The sequence below is a fragment of the Marinobacter sp. JSM 1782161 genome, assembly GCF_011421605.1.
Taxonomy (GTDB): domain Bacteria; phylum Pseudomonadota; class Gammaproteobacteria; order Pseudomonadales; family Oleiphilaceae; genus Marinobacter_A; species Marinobacter_A bohaiensis.
Genome location: NZ_WSSA01000002.1, coordinates 2184230 through 2202215 on the forward strand (window position 1 = coordinate 2184230; position 17986 = coordinate 2202215).

Genomic DNA, 17986 nt, shown 5'->3' on the forward strand with positions numbered 1-17986 from the left:
GCAAGCCGTTAGCTCCAAATGATGCTAGCAACGCCTTTTTAGAATTACAAATTCTTGCAAAGACTCCAAAAAAGACATGTCACCATCGAGCTCACTCTGTAATTCAAAGCTAAGACGACGTTGCACTGGGCACGGCAAGCATCATCCCCTCCCAGTTTTCCGGCTTCCGAATCAAACGGAAGACGCAAACCCGACGATATACCGGACGCATTCTTGTGCAAACAGCGGAACCCATCTATTTTATGGACACTCATGACCCCCTCCGGACGGTCCAGCGCAAGGGCGTCATAGCCGTTTTAGGATGGAAGATTACGAGTACCTGAACGACAAGGGTCTGGGGGACTATTTCCACCAGGCCGAGCAAACCCGCGATATGGCCGCGGCGTTGAAGGGAGTCGACGTTGTGGCGATGCCATCTCGCTGGGAGGCGTGCGGCCTGCTGGCCATGGAAGCCCTGGCCGCCGGTGTTCCCATCATTGGCAGCGACTGCGTCGGCCTAAGAGAAGTCCTCAGGGATTCGCCGGCGCTCGTCTGTCGGGCGGGCGACGCGGAGTCCCTGAAGAACGCCCTGGTGGACCAGTTCCGCCAGGCCGGCGAGAAGAAGCTTCAGTTCAGCGACTACCAGGCCCAGGCGGTTGAGAAATTCTCGGTCAAACGGCCGGCGGCCTCGTTCCGGCGGTTGTACGAAGACCTGGCCTAGCCGCGTTCCGTCTCAGCCGTCTTTCAGACCGCCCTCCATCACCTCATTCCGGCACACGTCTTCTACCTGGCCTCTTAGCCAGCGGTGGGCGGCGTCCATCTGCTGTCGCGGATGCCACATCTGGGAAATCGTGATCCCGTCGGTTTTGACGGGCAGCTCAAACACCCACAGGGCGGCGGAGGCATCGTCGTCGCGTTCGCGGGTCAGGAACGACGCCGGCACCAGCGCGATCAGGTCCGAAGCGCGAGCGACGGAGAGCGCGGCGGGAAAGCTCGGCACCGTCGCGGCGACGTGGCGCTCCAGGCCCAGCCCGTGCAGAATCTCATCCACCGGACCCGCCGGACGACCGGAGCGAGACGCCACGATGTGGCCCCATTGCACGTATTGCGCCACCGTAACGCCCTGCCCCCGGGCCAGTGGGTGGCCCTTTCTCACCACACCGACAAACCGGTCGCGGAACAGTGCCTTGACGCGAATTTCCGGCCCCATATTGCCCACCACGCCGATGTCCAGATCGACCCGCCCGTCCCGGAGCGCGTCGGCGCTTTTTTCCGGTTTGGGCACAAAGCACAGCCGCACGTTGGGCGCGAGCGCGGCGACCCGGGCAATCAGGCTGGCGGCGAAGACGTCAACGAAGCCGTCGTTGGCGCGCAGGGTGAAGGTGCGTTGCAGGGTGGCCGGATCGAGGACGCGGGTGTCGGGCTGGAGAATACCCAGGGCGTCGAAAACCGTGTCGCGCGTGCGCTCGCGGATGGACTCGGCGTAAGGGGTCAGCACCATCCGGCGTCCGGCCCGGACCAGCAGGGGGTCGCCAGTCACCTGGCGCAGACGGGCCAGGGTCCGGCTCATGGCGGACGTGCTCAGGTCCAGACGGCGCGCGGCCCCGGCGACACTCTGCTCCGCCAGCAGCACATCGAGCGCGGTCAACAGGTTCATATCCGGCTGGTTCATGGCTTCTCCGATTCCCCAATGACGCGTCGGTACGCGTTCACTCAGATAACGCGTTTGCCGCAACCATAAAGTGCAAACGGTGCGTCTTCCGCCATCCATTCTAGCGCTTTATCCTTCACGCATTGCGAATCAGGAGGTTATCGATGGCGTTATTCTCGCAACAGCCCGGCGATGACGGATTGCCCGGGAAAGCCCGCTTGCCGGCCATGCTGGCGGTCATGATCACCACCACCATGAACGTGCTCGACGGCTCGATGATCAACATCGCCCTGCCGGGAATCGCCGCCAACCTGGGAGTGTCGGCATCGAATGCGGTCTGGGTGGCCAATGGCTACCTGCTGGCGGTGGCCATGTCGCTGGCCATTTTCTCGGCGCTGGCCACGCGCATTGGTTTCCGCACCCAGTTTGCCGGCGGGCTGATCGTGTTCACGCTGGCGTCCGCCGGTTGTGCGTTATCGACGTCACCGCCGATGCTGGTCTGCATGCGGGTGATCCAGGGAATCGGGGGCGCGGCGACACTGAGCATCGCCCCGGCCCTGCTGCGACACATCTTCCCCAACCGGTTGCTGGGACGGGTGCTGGGCATCAACGCTGTGCTGATTGCCACCTGCACCGGTGTTGCGCCGGTCATGAGCGGCTCGCTGCTGTCCGTGCTGGGCTGGCCCTGGCTGTTTGCCATCAACCTGCCGCTGGGCGTGCTGGCGGTGGTTCTGGCGATACGCTGCCTGCCAACGCCGGAACGGCGCACCGCAGCGGCCTTCGATAAATCCGGCGCCGTGCTTTCAGCGGTAATGCTGGGTGCGATGATCATGTGCGCCAACACCTTTTCGAAACAGGGCGATGCGGGCAGCGCGTCCTTTGCCCTGCTCTACGGTCTGGTCGCGCTGACCGGCGGCTGGGCCTTTGTCCGGCGACAGCAACGGGCCCCCGAACCGCTGCTTCCGCTGGAGATATTCGCCAATCGCCGCTTCTCCCTCGCGGCGGCCACGTCCATGAGCGCCTTTGTCGCGCAGGGGCTGACCTTCATTGCCTTGCCGTTTCTGTACGAAAGCGTTTACGGGTACAGCGCGTTCGTGTCGGCGCTGCTGTTTACGCCCTGGCCGATCGGCATCATCCTGGCGGCGCCCTACGCCGGCCGCCTGGCCGACAGGGTCGCTCCGGCCCTGATTTCCACCCTGGGGCTGGCGGTGTTTGCGGCCGGCCTGATCCTGCTGGCGTTCCTGCCGGAGGCGGCGGCAACCTGGGATATCGCGCTGCGCAGCCTGGTCTGCGGTCTCGGTTTCGGGCTGTTCCAGAGCCCCAACAACCGCGAGATCATGGGCAACGCCTCACGCGAATACAGCAGCTACGCGTCGGGCGTGCTGGCGATCGCGCGAACGTTCGGGCAGAGCCTTGGCGCGGCGATCATCGGTGTCACCCTGTCCCTGGCGGCTCACCTGTCCGACGCCGACACCCCCACCTCCCACCACTCATTAATGCCGGTCCAGGCGGTGCATCTGGGCCTCTGGTTTGCGGTCGCGGCGTCGATGCTGGCCATACTGCTCAGCGTCGGGCGCCTGCGTGTCAGCCTGACATCGCAGGAGGGGGCCTGAGTGCTTTCGAACACCACCCCGGAACCGAGTCCGGGGCCTGCCGGGCGCCCAAAAACGGGCCACTCCCATCCGGTCACGAGGACTGATGTTTCGTTACGGGGCGCTCGCCCTTTCCTGAAAAGCCGGCAAGCGTGGCGGGTGGATACGACCAGGGCGGGCCGCCCGGCGCCGATAGCGGACACATCGTCGGCCGGCGCCCTTACGACAGACAAACCACACTCAGATCAACACCCTGCCGGCCTATTGGCATAAAACCTGCGTTCTCGCTGCGGCATTACCGGGGGCCCGGGATGAGTTGATTTAGATGATTTCCATCCGGGTCTCCTCCCTGACAGATCGGATCTGTCATACGACACTTCGTCTTGGCACGAAGGACAATAAGCAAAGGAAAGGATGCGAGGGCATATGATGCGATTGAACCGATACGGCCTGGCCATGGCCATTCTCCTGGGCGCAGGTTTCAGCGGCGCCGTCTCAGCGGCCAACGTGCCGGAAGGCACGGCCCTGGCGGCGGAGCAGGACGTGGTGTTCAACAACCAGTCCGAGCCGGCCACGCTGGATCCCCAGAAAATCGAGGGGGTGCCGGGCACCCGGGTCACACGGCAATTGTTTGAAGGCCTGGTGATTCAGGACGACGAAGGCAACATTCTGCCGGGCGTGGCCAAGAGCTGGGACGAGAACGACGACAACACGGTGTTCACGTTCCACCTGCGCGATGCCCAGTGGTCCAACGGGGACCCGGTGACCGCCGGCGATTTCGTTTATGGCTGGCAGCGTGCGGTGGACCCGGAAACCGCATCGCCCTATTCCTGGTACATCGAGATGTCCACCATGAAAAACGCGGCGGCCATCGTCAAAGGCGACAAGCCACCCAGCGAGTTGGGCGTGACGGCCGTTGATGACCACACGCTCAAGGTCGAGCTGGATCAGCCCATCCCTTACTTCATCCGCATGCTGGCCCACACCACGATGATGCCCGCGCCCCGCAAGGTGGTCGAACAGTACGGCGACGGCTGGACCCGACCGGATCATATGGTGTCCAACGGCGCCTACCGACTGACCGACTGGGTGGTCAACGAGCGCATCGTGCTCAAGCGCAACACCGCCTACTGGGATAACGAGGATACGGTGCTGGACAAGGTCACCATCCTGCCGGTCGCCTCGGAGAATGCGGAGCTGTCCCGCTACAAGGCCGGCGAAGTCGATCTCACCGGAGGCAGTACGCCACTGGCCATCGAACACTACCGCCAGCTCAAGAAGGACATTCCCGAGCAGATCCACACCACCGGCCAGGTGGGCACCTACTACTACTCGTTCAACAACCAGAAGGCGCCGTTTGACGACGTGCGCCTGCGCAAGGCGTTGAGCTACGCGATCAACCGGGAAGTGATCACCGACAAGATCACCGGCCAGGGCGAAATCCCCGCCTACTCGTTCGTGCCCGACATCACCGCCGGCTTCACGCCGCAGGAACCGGAGTGGGCCAAGCTCAGCCAGGGCGAGCGCAACGAGAAAGCCCGGGCGCTGATGAAAGCCGCCGGCTACGGCCCCGACCACCCACTCGACGTGGAACTGCTGTACAACACGTCGGACAACCACAAGAAGATCGCCATTGCGATTGCCGCCATGTGGAAGCAGGTGCTGGGCGTGAACGTCGACCTGATCAACCAGGAGTGGAAAACCTACCTGGCCACCGAGCGCGCCGGCGACTTCGATGTGGCCCGCGCCGGCTGGGTCGGCGACTACAACGAAGCCTCGACGATGCTCGACCTGCTGACCACCGCCAACGGCAACAACTACCCCCAATATCACAATCCCGAGTACGACCAGTTGATGGCGCGATCCAAGACCATCGTCGACGAGGGCAAGCGCAACGATCTCTACGCCCGGGCCGACGCCATGCTCAGCCGGGACATGCCGGTGGCGCCAATCTTCCAGTATTCCACCACCCGTCTGGTGAAGCCCTACGTGGGCGGCTATCCCGAAGCCAACCCGGAAGACATTTTCTACTTCAAGAACATGTACATCACGAAACACTAGGCGCCTCCGCGCGTTGTGCCCGGTCGGGTCCGCACCCGGCCGGGGTTTCGTTGTATTCCGTGAAGTTGATTGTCTTCCATGACGACAAGAGGGCCGGTCGGGTCTCACCTCGCGTGAGCCGGCCGGTCTTTGAGGTGGCCATCGATGATACGTTTTGTTTTCAAGCGACTGCTCGAGTCGATCCCGACCCTGCTGATTCTGATCACGGTCTCATTCGTGCTGATGCACGCCGCGCCCGGCAGCCCGTTCTCCGGAGAACGGAATATCCCGCCGGAGATCATGGCCAACATCGAGGCCAAGTACGGACTGGATCAACCGCTCTACGTCCAGTATTTCAGTTACCTTGGCGACCTGCTCCAGGGCGACCTGGGGCCGTCGTTCAAGTACAAGGATTTCACCGTCAATGAGCTGGTCGGACAGGGATTCCCCGTCTCGGCGGAGATTGGTCTCTGGGCGTTTCTGACGGCCCTGTTCCTGGGCGTGCTGTTCGGCACGATCGCGGCCCTGCGCCAGAATACCTGGATGGACTACGGCGTGATGTCCCTAGCGATGACGGGCGTGGTCATCCCGAGCTTCGTGCTGGCGCCCCTGCTGATCCTGATTTTCGCGGTGCACTACCAGTGGCTGCCGGCCGGGGGATGGCAGGGCGGCCAGTGGATGTTCCTGGTCCTGCCGGTGCTGGCCATGGCGGCGCATTACGTGTCCTCGATCGCCCGCATCATGCGGGGCAGCCTGATCGAGGTGATGCACTCCAACTTTATCCGGACCGCGCGCGCCAAAGGGCTGCCGGCCCGTTACATCGTCTGGCGCCATGCGCTGCGCCCGGCGCTGCTGCCCGTCATTTCCTACCTGGGTCCCGCGTTCGTGGGCATCATCACCGGCTCCGTGGTGATCGAAACCATCTTCGGCCTGCCCGGCATTGGCCAGCTGTTCGTCAATGGCTCGCTCAACCGCGACTACTCCATGGTGCTGGGCATCACGGTGCTGATCGGGGCGCTGACCATCGCCTTCAACGCCATTGTCGACATCCTCTACGCCTACATCGACCCCAAGATCCGCTACTGAGTGTTCGCCTATGCACCCTAACCATCAAAACAGCCAGGCGGTCGGCCGGTTCGCCGAGCAGCTGCACACGTCGGAAGACGTCAAGGGGCGCAGCCTCTGGCAGGACGCCCGCCGCCGCTTCATGCGCAACCGGGCCGCCATCGCCAGCCTGATCATCCTCTGCGCCCTGGCGGCGCTCTGCCTGCTGGGACACTTGCTGACCGACTATGCCTACGCCGACATCGACTGGAACAACATGCAGATGCCCCCGGCGCAGGACAACGGGCATTACTTCGGCACCGACAGCCTGGGCCGGGACCTCTTCATCCGCACCCTGGTAGGCGGGCAGATCTCGCTGATGGTGGGGGTTCTCGGGGCCCTGGTGGCCATCGTGATCGGCACGCTTTACGGCGCCACCGCGGGCTACCTGGGCGGTCGCGTCGACGCGGTGATGATGCGCACCCTGGAGATCCTCAACTCGTTCCCGTTCATGTTCTTCGTGATCCTGCTGGTGACCTTTTTCGGGCGCAATATCCTGCTGATCTTCATCGCCATCGGCGCGGTGTCCTGGCTCGACATGGCCCGGATCGTCCGGGGCCAGACCCTGAGCCTGAAGAGCAAGGAATTCATCGAGGCGGCCCACGTCAGTGGCGTCCGTTCCCAGATGATCATCGTGCGCCACATCGTGCCCAACGTCCTCGGCATCGTGGTGGTCTACGCCACCCTGCTGGTGCCCAGCATGATTCTGTTCGAGTCGTTCCTGAGCTATCTCGGCCTCGGCGTGCAGGAGCCCATGACCAGCTGGGGCGCGTTGCTCAACGAAGGCTCCAAGACAATGGATGTGGCGATCTGGCAGTTGCTGTTCCCGGCGGGCTTCCTGGTGACAACGCTGTTCTGTTTCAACTTTCTCGGCGATGGCCTACGCGACGCCCTGGATCCGAAAGACCGGTAATCCTTTGCGACGTGGCCGGTCGGCCATCGCGATGTGGAAAGGAGTCCAAGCATTATGAGCCTGTTAAGCGTTAATGACCTGCAAGTGCATTTCGCCACTCCCGAGGGCGACGTAACCGCCGTCAACCGGCTGAACTTTGCCCTTGAGGCGGGCGAAACCCTGGGCATCGTGGGTGAGTCGGGGTCCGGCAAGAGCCAGACGGCGTTTGCCCTGATGGGACTGCTGGCCAGGAACGGCCGGGTGGACGGCGAAGCCGTATTCGAAGGCCAATCGATACTGGGCCTGGACCAGAAGGCCATGAACCGGATCTGCGCCGAAAAAATCGCGATGATCTTCCAGGACCCCATGACCTCGCTCAATCCCTACATGCGGGTCGGCGAGCAGTTGACGGAGGTACTGCGGCTGCACAAGGGCATGAGCCGCAAGGCCGCCTTCGAGGAGTCGGTGCGGATGCTGGATGCGGTGAAAATGCCGGAAGCCCGCAAACGCATGACGATGTTCCCCCACGAATTCTCCGGCGGCATGCGTCAGCGGGTGATGATCGCCATGGCGCTGCTGTGCCGGCCCAGCCTGCTGATCGCCGACGAGCCCACAACGGCCCTGGACGTCACCGTGCAGGCCCAGATCATGGCGTTGCTCGGTGACCTCAAGCGGGATTTCAACACCGCCATCATCATGATCACCCACGATCTCGGCGTCGTGGCCGGCGTCTGCGACAACGTGCTGGTGATGTACGCCGGCCGGACCATGGAGTACGGCACGGCCCGCCAGATATTCCACGAGCCGACTCACCCTTACACCCGGGGCCTGCTGTCCGCCATCCCACGGCTGGACACCGACCAGGTCGGGGATCTGCCGACCATTCCGGGCAACCCGCCGAACCTGCTCAACCTGCCGCCAGGCTGCCCGTTCCAGGAACGCTGCCCCGAGGTGATGGACGTCTGCCGGCGTGACGAACCGCCCCTGATGACGCAGGGCCGGCGCCAGCGGGCCTGCCACTGGCACCCGGAGAAGGAGCTGACCGCATGAACCAACTGATTCTTCAGGTCCGCGACCTCAAGGTCTATTTCAACGTGCGCGGCGAGCGACGCTGGCCCTGGTCGAAACCCCAGACCCTGAAGGCCGTCGACGGCATCAGCCTGGACCTGCACGCCGGTGAGACGCTGGGTGTGGTGGGCGAATCCGGCTGCGGCAAATCCACCCTGGCCCGGGCGCTGATCGGGCTGGTGACGTCCCGGGCGGGCAGCATCCGCTGGCAGGGCCTGGAGCTGGTAGGCCGGGATGAGACGGGCTGGCGCAACGTGCGCCAGGACATCCAGATGATCTTTCAGGACCCGCTGGCGTCCCTCGACCCGCGCATGACGGTGGGCGACATCATCGCCGAGCCGCTCAGGAGCTTCTATCCCGGTATGAGCCGGCAGGCGATCTCGGACAAGGTCCGGGCGATCATGCTCAAGGTGGGCCTGCTGCCGAACGTCATCAACCGCTATCCCCACGAGTTTTCCGGTGGCCAGTGTCAGCGCATCGGCATTGCCCGGGCGCTGATCGTGGAGCCAAAGCTGGTGATCTGCGACGAGCCCGTCTCGGCGCTGGACGTCTCCATTCAGGCCCAGGTGGTCAACCTGCTCAAGTCCCTGCAAAAGGAGATGGGTCTATCGCTGATCTTCATCGCCCACGACCTGTCGGTGGTCAAGCACATCAGCGATCGGGTCATGGTGATGTATCTGGGCCATCCGGTCGAAGCGGGAGACGGTACGGCCCTGTACGCCGCACCGCGGCATCCCTACACCCGCGCCCTGATGTCGGCGGTGCCGATCCCCGACCCGGACATCGAGCGCAACAAGGCCATCCAGTTGCTGGAGGGGGAACTGCCGTCCCCGATCGACCCGCCCTCGGGCTGCGTCTTCCGCACGCGCTGCCCGGTCGCCCGGGGCGCCTGCGCCGAGCAGGTTCCGCAACTGGAGGGCGATCACCGCCATCGGGTGGCGTGCCCTTACGTGTGACGGCGCCCCGCCGGAGAAAACCGTCGCCGGCGATTTCCTCCGGTGGTCGGGTTAAGCAACGGCGCGCTTACTCGGCAATCTCGACCAGCCGATCCGGAAAGTTGGTGAACATGCCGTCCACGCCCCAGTCCAGCAGTCGGCGCATCTGGTCGGGCTCGTTGATGGTGTAGGTGTGCACCAGCAAGCCGTTGGCGTGGGCCTGTTCGACGAAGCTGGCGTCGATGACGTCGTCGCCGTCGTAGGTCACGTTGGGTCCGACGCCCACCGCATAGTCGGCAATGGCCTGGAAGTCGGCGTCGGTGATTTCGGACGGTGCCGGGGTAACGCCCGTCCACTCGGTCAGGCCGCTGCCATCCTCGGCCGGGGAATACCACACGAGCTGCACCAGTGGGATCTCGGCGTTCAGTGAGTGTACCTGCTGCAGGCTGTCCCGGCTGAATGACTGGATCACCACTACCCCGGACTTGACCAAACCGTTGGTTTCAAGCGTCTCCACCAGCGCCCGTTGCAGGTCCGGATAGCGCTCGGGCGACTTGGTCTCGATGTAATAGCGCACGTCATCGCCGTAGCGATCGATCACCTCATCCAGGGTCAGCAACCGGGCGCCGGCATAGGCGTCGTCGGCGTGCTCAGGGTGCGCCGCGTTGAACCAGCTACCGGCGTCCAGGGCCTTCAGGGCCGCGAGATCCTGATCCTTGACCTTGCCTTCGCCGTCGGTAGTGCGGTCCAGGGTGTCGTCGTGGATCACCACCAACTCGCCGTCGGCGCTCATGTGCAGATCCAGTTCCAGGTAGTCGGCGCCCATGTCCAGCGCCTGCTCGTACGCCGGCCAGGTATGCTCCGGGGCATAGCCGCTGGCGCCGCGATGAGCAATGACCTGGAAGTCCTGCAGGGCATCGAGCTGGCGTTCGAGGGAGTCGGCCTGACTCGTCACCGGTGCGGCAAGACCCACTGCCAGAGCGAGGGCGGAGGCGTGTCGAATGAGGTGTGTCATAAGCTTCCTTGGATTGAACGTGTGTTCAATAACCTAACGCGTCAGGCAACGTATTGGCAAACGACCGTTTGAATTCGAAGCGGTTGCCGCGTTCGTCATCCTGCCCGGTACCGGGTCGGCAGGCCCTTTGCGGCCTCCCGAACACAGGTCGCGGGCCGCCTGTTCGATTACCGTCTTACGGGAACAAGTCCTTTTCTTGGATGCGCTTTATCTCGGTAGAGACTCCCCCTAGTCTGAATGAAAACCGATTGAGAGCGATTCGACGGCACATCGTTCCGCGTGTACGAAGAGCCGTTTAGGTGGAGCAACGCTCAGCCAGCTCGCTACTCAACACCTCTGCAGTGCCAACCCCAGAAGAAAGCCCGGGCTGAACGGATCACAGCCTGGGTCAAAGGCCAGAATAAAAACGGATCTCGCCAGGGATGAAGGCGACAGGTCCTCCCTCACGGCCTTGATAATCGGCTGCGCGCGTTCTCCCGCAAGCGGCCCATAACAAGAATCGATCTAACCAGTCAGCGACTCATTCACGTCATACAAGGACGTATGATCAGGTTATTTATGGACGAAAATCAGACTCACGCTCTGGACGAGCTCCCCAACGCCATTGTGTCGGCCAATACCCTTGGATGGCTCTGCATCACGGCCTACTGTCTGCTCACTGCTTTCGCAGCGGTCTGGGTGTCGGAAAGCTTCACCAGGATCGACGGCGCCACGCTGACGTTTACCACGCTGCTCGTTGCCCAGCTCTTTTTCCTCTCGTGCGCGTTCCTGAAGAAGGAAAACATCCTCCTTTTCGTGCTGGACAATAAATCCCTGATCGTGAAGTCCAATGTCCTGACCCTGTTCAGTTGGTACTTCATGTTTCTCGCCCTACAGAAAGTGGAGGCGTCCGTTGAGTCGGCCCTCTATCAGGGAATCATCCCGATGACGGTGCTGGTCTGCTCGGCCCGGGCCCAGGGGATCACGCTCAAACGCGCCCTGGGCCCGGCTTTGACGCTGCTGTTTCTGGCCTTGCTCGCGGAATCCCGCTTTTCCCTCGCCGGCATGGAGAGCAGCCACACCTCAACGATCATCCAGGGGATCGCGCTCGCCCTCATCGCCGGTGCCACCGCCGGCCTCTACGTCCATGTCACGGGGGCGGCCCATCGCCAGTGGGGCGCCACCCTGCTCCAGGTGCTGACCACCCGGTTCGTCCTGCTACTGGTCGTGACCGGTTTCCTGGGGCATGAACAATTCGCACTGGTGGTATCCAACGAAAACGGGCTGGCCTGGAAGCTGATGTTCCTGGCGCTGTCGATCGTCGTTCTGCCGGTACTGTTTCTCCAGACCTCCATCAAGAATCTCGGGGCCAGCCGGGTGTCTGTCATGACCCCTCTGGTCCCCGCTCTGGCGTTGGCGGCGGAATTCGTCATCAACCCATGGGGCCATATCACCACGCCAATTCTCGTCTTAATGGTCTGTCTTTCAGTCATCATTTCAAACGTTTGGCTGAATCACAGTGATCGACCAGGACCGGTCGAAACTCAACTAAGAGAAGAAGGGAGTTCAAGATGACGCAGCAAATCGATTCCGTCGAACTTGGCGACAAGGTTGTAAACCAGATCCAACAGAAAGTTGAGCAGTCGGGAATCAACCACAATCCGTTCTACCAGACGTTCAGAAGCACAACCCTGGACAAGCCGACGCTGAAAGACGTCTTTCAGCAGTATTACTACTACATCCGTACCTTTCCGCAAATCCTGTCCGGCCTGGCGCCACGGGTCGATGACGAAGTGATTCGACTGAAAATCTGCCGCACGGTGGTCTCCGAGCTGGGGGACGGGCACGGCGATCCTCATTTCAAGATGTTCACCGATTCCCTGAGCAGCCTCGGGGTCACGCTCGAAGACATCGACACGGTCGAACACTGCCCTGAAGCCCGCCAACTGGTGCAGGACCTTGAACGCCTGTTCCTGTCGGAACACCCCAACTACGCCATCGGCGCGCACTACGTCATCGAGGAGTTCGGCTTCCCCATGATCGTGAACCTGTACGAGGGCTTCCGGCGCTACGAGGGCTGGGAACATGAAGACTACAACTACTTCTACCTCCACATCCTGATTGAGAGCAACCACGTCGACTGGATCCAGGATGCCGTCCAGGCCGCCGTCACCGACGACGAATCCGCGGCCCAGGTTCTGTCCGGTGCGGACCAGGTACTGCAATCGCTCCAGCAATTCTGGGAAGGCCTCAATCGCATCGCACTCGGTGCCACTCAGAAAAACGAAGCCCTGAAGATCGCCTAGCACCACAGGCGGACTCACAGCACGTTCATAGTCGTTATCCGGGTTCCTGGGGGAGATATGAAAAAGCAGCTGATTTTTCACGAGATGACCGACCTCGCCAATCGAGAGGGTGCGGCCAATCTGTCTCAGGGTATACCGGTTAACGACTATGATTCTGACTGGCTCAAGGCCGTCACAACACAGTGTGACGTCAACTGGCAGTACACCAGCCCGGGCGGATCAGAGGCGCTCAGGTCCAGCGTCAGGCAACAGTATGACACGTCCTGTGAAACCGCCGTGGCCATCACATCAGGCTGCACGGAGTCCCTCGTCTGCGCGCTTCTGGCATTCAGGGCGAGAGGCGTCACCCGGGCCATTTCACTGGAGCCGTTCTACGCCTACTACCCCGGCTTTTGTGACATCGCGGGACTCGAATTCCAGCCGGTTCGAATGGACGTCAGAAACGGCCGCATCGATTGGGAATCCATCCTGGCGCTGCGCCCCGATTCGCATACGGCGCTCATCATCAATACCCCACACAACCCGTCCGGCCACGCCTTGTCGGTTGCAGACCAGCACCACCTCTGCGATTTGATCGCACAGGCCGGATGCCATGCGATCATTGATGAGGTCTACAGAGACTTCAACTACGACGGGGCCATCCCGGACTATGACCGCCTATTCAGGGCGGGGATACTCATCGCATCCTCGTGGTCGAAATCGTTTCTTGCCGCCGGCGTCCGGGCCGGTTGGCTCATAGGGCCTGAGCCGCTCATCGAGGAATGCCGGAGCATTCGGATGCATCTGTCCAACTGCACGCCGGCCATCATCGATAACGCCGTCGTTACGGTCAGCCAACGCATCCGGGACGAACAGCAGCCGTTGCGGCGACGCTATCAAGACCGGCGGGACAGGCTCTTCGAGGCCCTGACGCATGCGGGCTACGACACCGTATTGCCCAGCGCCGGCCACTTCATTATGGCAAGGCACGACGCACTGCACAGGCTGAGCGCCGAGGAGCAGTGCATCTTCCTGACCCGGAAAATCGGGGTCACACCGTTACCTCTCGATCCATTCTTTCAGGATAACGCCGAAAAATGGCTTCGGTTTTCCTTCTCCGTTTCCGACGACGTCATGACTTGCGCCACGAATCGCCTAAAGGATATGCCGCGCGATATTTGAGAAAAGGAGCTTTGGCAAAATGGACTACCTTGTTGCGGGAGCCGGCCCGGCCGGCTTGATGGAAGCACACCGCTTGAGCGCCATGGGAAAGCGCGTCTCATTGATTTCACCCCAGTGGGGCGGCGTGATGGAGTGCATGGGCGATCACTACCTGCAATCCTATTGCAGCGAACTTGAGCTCCCGGGGAGCCCGGTTCCCCTCGCCCATTTCATGACGGAGAAGACGCTGTCTCCGCGTGCCAGCCATTACATGCAGTATCTTCGGCACTACGCCGATAGCCTGCCCGTCGACAAAATCACCGACACCGTGACCGCCGTGTCCTTTGATGGCACGCACTATTCATGCGACCTGCAGCGACACGGGAAGCACGCGCTGAAAGCGCGGCACATCGTGGCTGCCACCGGCATCAAACCCAAACCCTTCCGGACCACCTGTCTGGCGGGTTGCCGCACGATGGCCTGCCTGGACGCCTACCACCACTTTTCCGACCCGACAGCCCGCCCACCGACCGAAACGGATGTCGTCATTATCGGGAGTGGGAACTCGGCCTTTCAGATTGCCCTGCTGGCAATGTCTGCGGGCTACAACGCGCACATTCTCGCGAGAACCTACCCGGGGATTTACCCCATCGAAACCACGGACCGGTTCGCACTGCGCGCCCAATCGCAGGCAACCGTCGAGAAGATCTGGAAGTCACAGACCGAGCGAACGTCGCCGGGCATTTCCTTCAGCATCTACAACAACCTGTGGCGTTCGGGCGACGACATCGTGTTCGAGATCGACCGGACCGACAACAACGTCCATATCGCGGAGGCGACGATGGCCAACACGGCGGCTTGCGGCACCCGCCGTTTAACGCGTTCGTTCAGCCGCGCGGATACCCTTTTTGTGACGGCCATCGGCACGGAACCATCGCGCCCCTTTTCCATTGATACCCACCACGACGACCGTGACCCAGCCACTAAAAGGGGCATCTACTGGGTCGGCAGTGCCGCCGACTTCCGTTCCGTCAACACCATGGTGAGCCCGAGGTACAGCGCATGAAGATCAGAAACCTGCATGCGCGGGACTTTGGGTGCGTCGTGGACGGCGTCGATCTGAGAACCGCCAGCGAGACACAGCAGCGGCAGATCAGGGATCTGGTGTTCCGTAAAAGCGTCGTTATCGTTAAAAACCAGCAGTTTGACGCGGCCGGGTATGAATCCCGGATGCGGCTCATGGGCAGCCCCGTGCCTCACGTGCTGGAGGAATACTCGCTTCCGGGTCACCGGAACATCGTGACGCTCTCGGATCATATCGACGCCCGGGGCAACTCCGGCGGCATCACCGATGGCGGTTCGTTCTGGCACTCGGATATGGCGTATTACCCGAAGCCCAACATCCTGACCGCGCTGTACGCCGTCAATGCCAGCGAGGCCAGTTCCAGCACCTACTTCATTGACCTGCAGGACGGCTGGAACATCCTGCAAAACACTCCGCTACTGCTGGACCGAATCGAGAGCGAAGCCGGGTCCAACATCGCGCAGACCGCCGTCGTACACGCGTTCGGAAATCGCCGCAAGGCCCGACAGGCCAGCCAGGCCGAGCAACCGCTCTCCGCCGATCGCAAACGGGACGTCGGCGGCACCGTGCATCCACTGGTCAGACGTCATGCGGTATCGGGAGTCGATTCACTGTTCGCGATCGCCGGCAGCGCCATGCACCTGCTCGACGGTGACCGTCAGGCTGGCGCGGACCTCCTCGACGAACTCGAGGATCTCGTCGTCAACAACGCCAATTTCATCGAGCACCGATACGAGCCCGGCGATCTGGTCATCTGGGACAACGCCTCCCTCATTCATAAAGGCAACGTCTCCAACCTAACGACGGATCCAGAGCAAGCCAGAATCCTCTGGAGAATGAACCTGGACTATACGGGAGTGAGCCATGGCTGATGCCATCATTTTTATCTCTCAATCATACCTGCAGTTTGCCACCCGTCAGACGCTGGAAATGATCAGCGATCTCACGGAAACCGTGCTGATCCTCCATGACAGCGAGACCGTCGATCCTTTCCTGAAGCCCTTTATCAAGGCCGTCCATCATGTCCCCGGCAGTCTCAACCTGAGCCTCAGGCCCGCACTGTCCCACAACGAGGTCAAAGCGCTGGTCTCCGGCTACGCCGACAGACACGGCGGCCCGGATCGCATCCGGATTTTCTGCCAGCAGGAAGACAACGTGGAACTGGCTGCGCTCATCCGCGAGGAGCTTGGAATCCCCGGCGATCGTCCCGGCCTCGTATCGGCGTTCAGGAACAAGCTCGTGATGAAGGATCGGGTCTCTCAGCACCGCCCGGAAGCCTTACCGGCCTATGCACCGTTCAATCAGGAGTTATGCCGCGCGGACCCGGCACGCTACTTTGAGCTGCTCCACACGCATTTTGGCGACAAGTTCGTCATCAAGCCGACCTCTGCCGCGGGCAGTTTCAACGTCAGCATTGTCGAGAGCTTTGACGACTTCCTGCACGCCTGGACGCTGATCAATGAGGAATCGCACGACTTCGAGTACGAGGTGAACGAGTTCATTGACGGCAAAATGTATCAGTGCGATTCGCTCGTGATTGATGGGAAGGTTTATTTCTCGGGCATCCTTGAACTCGGCTGCTCCAATTTTGATTTTGTGCAGGGCAAGCCGCTGTCGGTCTACCCCGTCACCTCACAGACGCTCTACGATCGGCTCTTCGCGTTCAACCAGGACATCATCAGCGCGCTGGGTTTCGCGAACGGCTCGACGCACCATGAAATCTTCCAGAAAAGCGACGGCAGCCTGATTTTCCTTGAGATCGCGGCCCGGGTTCCCGGCGGGCTGGGCGTGCCCTACCACGCCGCCAATAGCAGCATCAACCTTATCGACGCGAACCTGCTGCTGGCCATTGGCCGGGATATCCCCCGCACCATCGTTCCCGACATGCGGAACAACGTCATATCCGCGCTGCTGCCCGTCGGCAATGGGACCATCCGGGCCCTGAATTCCCCGGACATCGCCAGCCGCTTCACCATCGACTGGTACGTGAAGGAAGGCATGGAAGTGACGTCGCGCTCGCTTGTCGACTCGGCCGGCGTCCTGATGGCCTTCAACGACAACCCCGACATCCTGCGATCGGACTTTGAAAAGTTGCAGCAGTATGTGCCGGTCACCTGCAGTTGACCGCGTCACTCAGCAGGAAATCAAACCTCTGAAACGAGCACTAAAAAGGATTTGATGTGCAAACTCCGAACGTTCTGATCATTGATTCAGTTCCTGAAAACCATTTTGCCGAACCCGATGTCGAGCGCTCTGTGCTGGCGGGCTGCAACATCGTCCATATCCAGATAACACACATCGAGGACATCCGTCCCGATCTGATGCGTTCCGCCGATGCGGTCATCATCTGGGCAACCTTCGACACCCTCTACTTTGATAAAGCGGTGCTGTCAGAATTCACGAACTGCAAAGGCATCATCAAAGCCGCAGTGGGCTTCGACAACATCGATATCGAGGCGGCGCGCCAACTGAACATTCCGGTTTTCAACACGCCCGATTACGGGACCGAGGAAGTCGCCGATCATACGATGGCGATCCTCCTCTCACTGTCCAGAAAAATCGCCGAGTTAAACGAGCATGTTCGTGCAGGTGGATGGGACTGGGCCGTCAGTAAACCCATCAAGCGGCTCAGAGGATGCAACCTTGGCATCGTTGGCTTTGGCCGGATCGGGCAGGCCGTTGCGAGACGCGCTCAACCGTTCGGTTTGAACGTCGGTTTCTATGACCCGTACCTGCCCAGCGGCGTTGAAAAATCCCAGGGCGTCCTTCGGTTTGAAAGCCTGGATGACCTGGCGCGGGTATCCGACATCGTGTCGGTGAACAGTTCGCTCAATGCCAGCTCACAGAACCTGATCAATGACGCCACCTTTCAGGTCATGCCCGACGGCGTCATCCTCATTAACACCGCCCGAGGGGCCATCATAAATTCCGACGATCTGTTGCAAGGCATCCGGCAGAACAAGGTTGCCTACGCCGGTCTCGATGTTCTCGAGTCAGAGCCCGATATTCCCGACAGTTTCCGATCAAATCCTCGGGTTCTACTGACGCCCCACTCCGCCTTCTATTCGGAAGAGTCCTTTCTGGAGATGAGAACGAAATCCGCCCAGATGGCTCTATCCCTGCTTTCCAACAAACCCACCAGAAACCTCGTTAACAGCAGTCGACCGATCCACCTGTACACATCCGAAGAGAGACTATGAT

Annotated in this window: 16 protein-coding genes; 14 read left to right on the plus strand and 2 right to left on the minus strand. The window is 61.4% G+C overall.

The window, feature by feature from the left end; translation table 11 throughout:
- The first annotated feature begins 301 nt into the window (after positions 1-301).
- On the plus strand, positions 302-700 hold the full coding sequence (locus GQB00_RS09760; RefSeq protein ID WP_165856072.1) for a glycosyltransferase: 399 nt from the start codon (positions 302-304) through the stop codon (positions 698-700).
- Between the two features lie 12 nt (positions 701-712).
- Here the strand turns inward: GQB00_RS09760 and GQB00_RS09765 are convergent, their stop codons facing one another.
- On the minus strand, positions 713-1651 hold the full coding sequence (locus tag GQB00_RS09765; protein WP_165856073.1) for a LysR family transcriptional regulator: 939 nt from the start codon (positions 1649-1651) through the stop codon (positions 713-715).
- A 143-nt stretch (positions 1652-1794) separates the two neighbouring features.
- Between GQB00_RS09765 and GQB00_RS09770 the strand changes: the two genes are divergently transcribed.
- From GQB00_RS09770 to oppF, 6 genes are all read left to right on the plus strand, one after another.
- Entirely contained in the window at positions 1795-3243 is a 1449-nt protein-coding gene (locus GQB00_RS09770) for an MFS transporter (protein WP_165856074.1), read from the plus strand.
- Positions 3244-3648: 405 nt separating this feature from the next.
- On the plus strand, positions 3649-5283 hold the full coding sequence (locus tag GQB00_RS09775; RefSeq protein WP_228276691.1) for a peptide ABC transporter substrate-binding protein: 1635 nt from the start codon (positions 3649-3651) through the stop codon (positions 5281-5283).
- A 144-nt stretch (positions 5284-5427) separates the two neighbouring features.
- Entirely contained in the window at positions 5428-6348 is a 921-nt protein-coding gene (oppB, locus tag GQB00_RS09780) for an oligopeptide ABC transporter permease OppB (RefSeq protein ID WP_111494212.1), read from the plus strand.
- A gap of 10 nt (positions 6349-6358) precedes the next feature.
- Entirely contained in the window at positions 6359-7279 is a 921-nt protein-coding gene (oppC, locus tag GQB00_RS09785; RefSeq protein WP_165856075.1) for an oligopeptide ABC transporter permease OppC, read from the plus strand.
- A gap of 54 nt (positions 7280-7333) precedes the next feature.
- Entirely contained in the window at positions 7334-8308 is a 975-nt protein-coding gene (gene oppD, locus GQB00_RS09790; protein ID WP_165856076.1) for an oligopeptide ABC transporter ATP-binding protein OppD, read from the plus strand.
- Positions 8305-9282 carry a murein tripeptide/oligopeptide ABC transporter ATP binding protein OppF gene (gene oppF, locus GQB00_RS09795; protein ID WP_165856077.1) on the plus strand — a complete coding sequence of 326 codons (978 nt, stop codon included), beginning with the start codon at positions 8305-8307 and terminating at the stop codon, positions 9280-9282. The genes oppD and oppF overlap by 4 nt, the downstream gene beginning before the upstream one ends.
- A 67-nt stretch (positions 9283-9349) precedes the next feature.
- Here oppF and GQB00_RS09800 read toward each other — a convergent pair whose 3' ends face one another.
- Positions 9350-10276 (minus strand): glycerophosphodiester phosphodiesterase, encoded by a 927-nt coding sequence (locus tag GQB00_RS09800; protein WP_165856078.1) that lies wholly within the window; start codon positions 10274-10276, stop codon positions 9350-9352.
- A 558-nt stretch (positions 10277-10834) separates the two neighbouring features.
- Between GQB00_RS09800 and GQB00_RS09805 the strand changes: the two genes are divergently transcribed.
- Genes GQB00_RS09805 through GQB00_RS09835 form a run of 7 tightly spaced genes read left to right on the plus strand, consistent with a single transcriptional unit; the run spans position 10835 to position 17985 of the window.
- Positions 10835-11830, plus strand: a complete 996-nt coding sequence (locus GQB00_RS09805; RefSeq protein WP_165856079.1) for an EamA family transporter — start codon at positions 10835-10837, stop codon at positions 11828-11830.
- Complete coding sequence (locus GQB00_RS09810) at positions 11827-12561, plus strand: TenA family transcriptional regulator (RefSeq protein WP_165856080.1); 735 nt, start codon at positions 11827-11829, stop codon at positions 12559-12561. The genes GQB00_RS09805 and GQB00_RS09810 overlap by 4 nt, the downstream gene beginning before the upstream one ends.
- A gap of 57 nt (positions 12562-12618) precedes the next feature.
- Positions 12619-13722 carry a pyridoxal phosphate-dependent aminotransferase gene (locus GQB00_RS09815; RefSeq protein ID WP_165856081.1) on the plus strand — a complete coding sequence of 368 codons (1104 nt, stop codon included), beginning with the start codon at positions 12619-12621 and terminating at the stop codon, positions 13720-13722.
- A 19-nt stretch (positions 13723-13741) separates the two neighbouring features.
- Entirely contained in the window at positions 13742-14767 is a 1026-nt protein-coding gene (locus tag GQB00_RS09820) for an NAD(P)-binding domain-containing protein (protein WP_165856082.1), read from the plus strand.
- Complete coding sequence (locus GQB00_RS09825; protein ID WP_165856083.1) at positions 14764-15657, plus strand: TauD/TfdA dioxygenase family protein; 894 nt, start codon at positions 14764-14766, stop codon at positions 15655-15657. The genes GQB00_RS09820 and GQB00_RS09825 overlap by 4 nt, the downstream gene beginning before the upstream one ends.
- Positions 15650-16909: an ATP-grasp domain-containing protein gene (locus tag GQB00_RS09830; protein ID WP_165856084.1), complete on the plus strand. Its 1260-nt coding sequence runs from the start codon at positions 15650-15652 to the stop codon at positions 16907-16909. The genes GQB00_RS09825 and GQB00_RS09830 overlap by 8 nt, the downstream gene beginning before the upstream one ends.
- A 56-nt stretch (positions 16910-16965) precedes the next feature.
- Positions 16966-17985, plus strand: a complete 1020-nt coding sequence (locus GQB00_RS09835) for a C-terminal binding protein (protein WP_165856085.1) — start codon at positions 16966-16968, stop codon at positions 17983-17985.
- Position 17986: the final 1 nt, after the last annotated feature.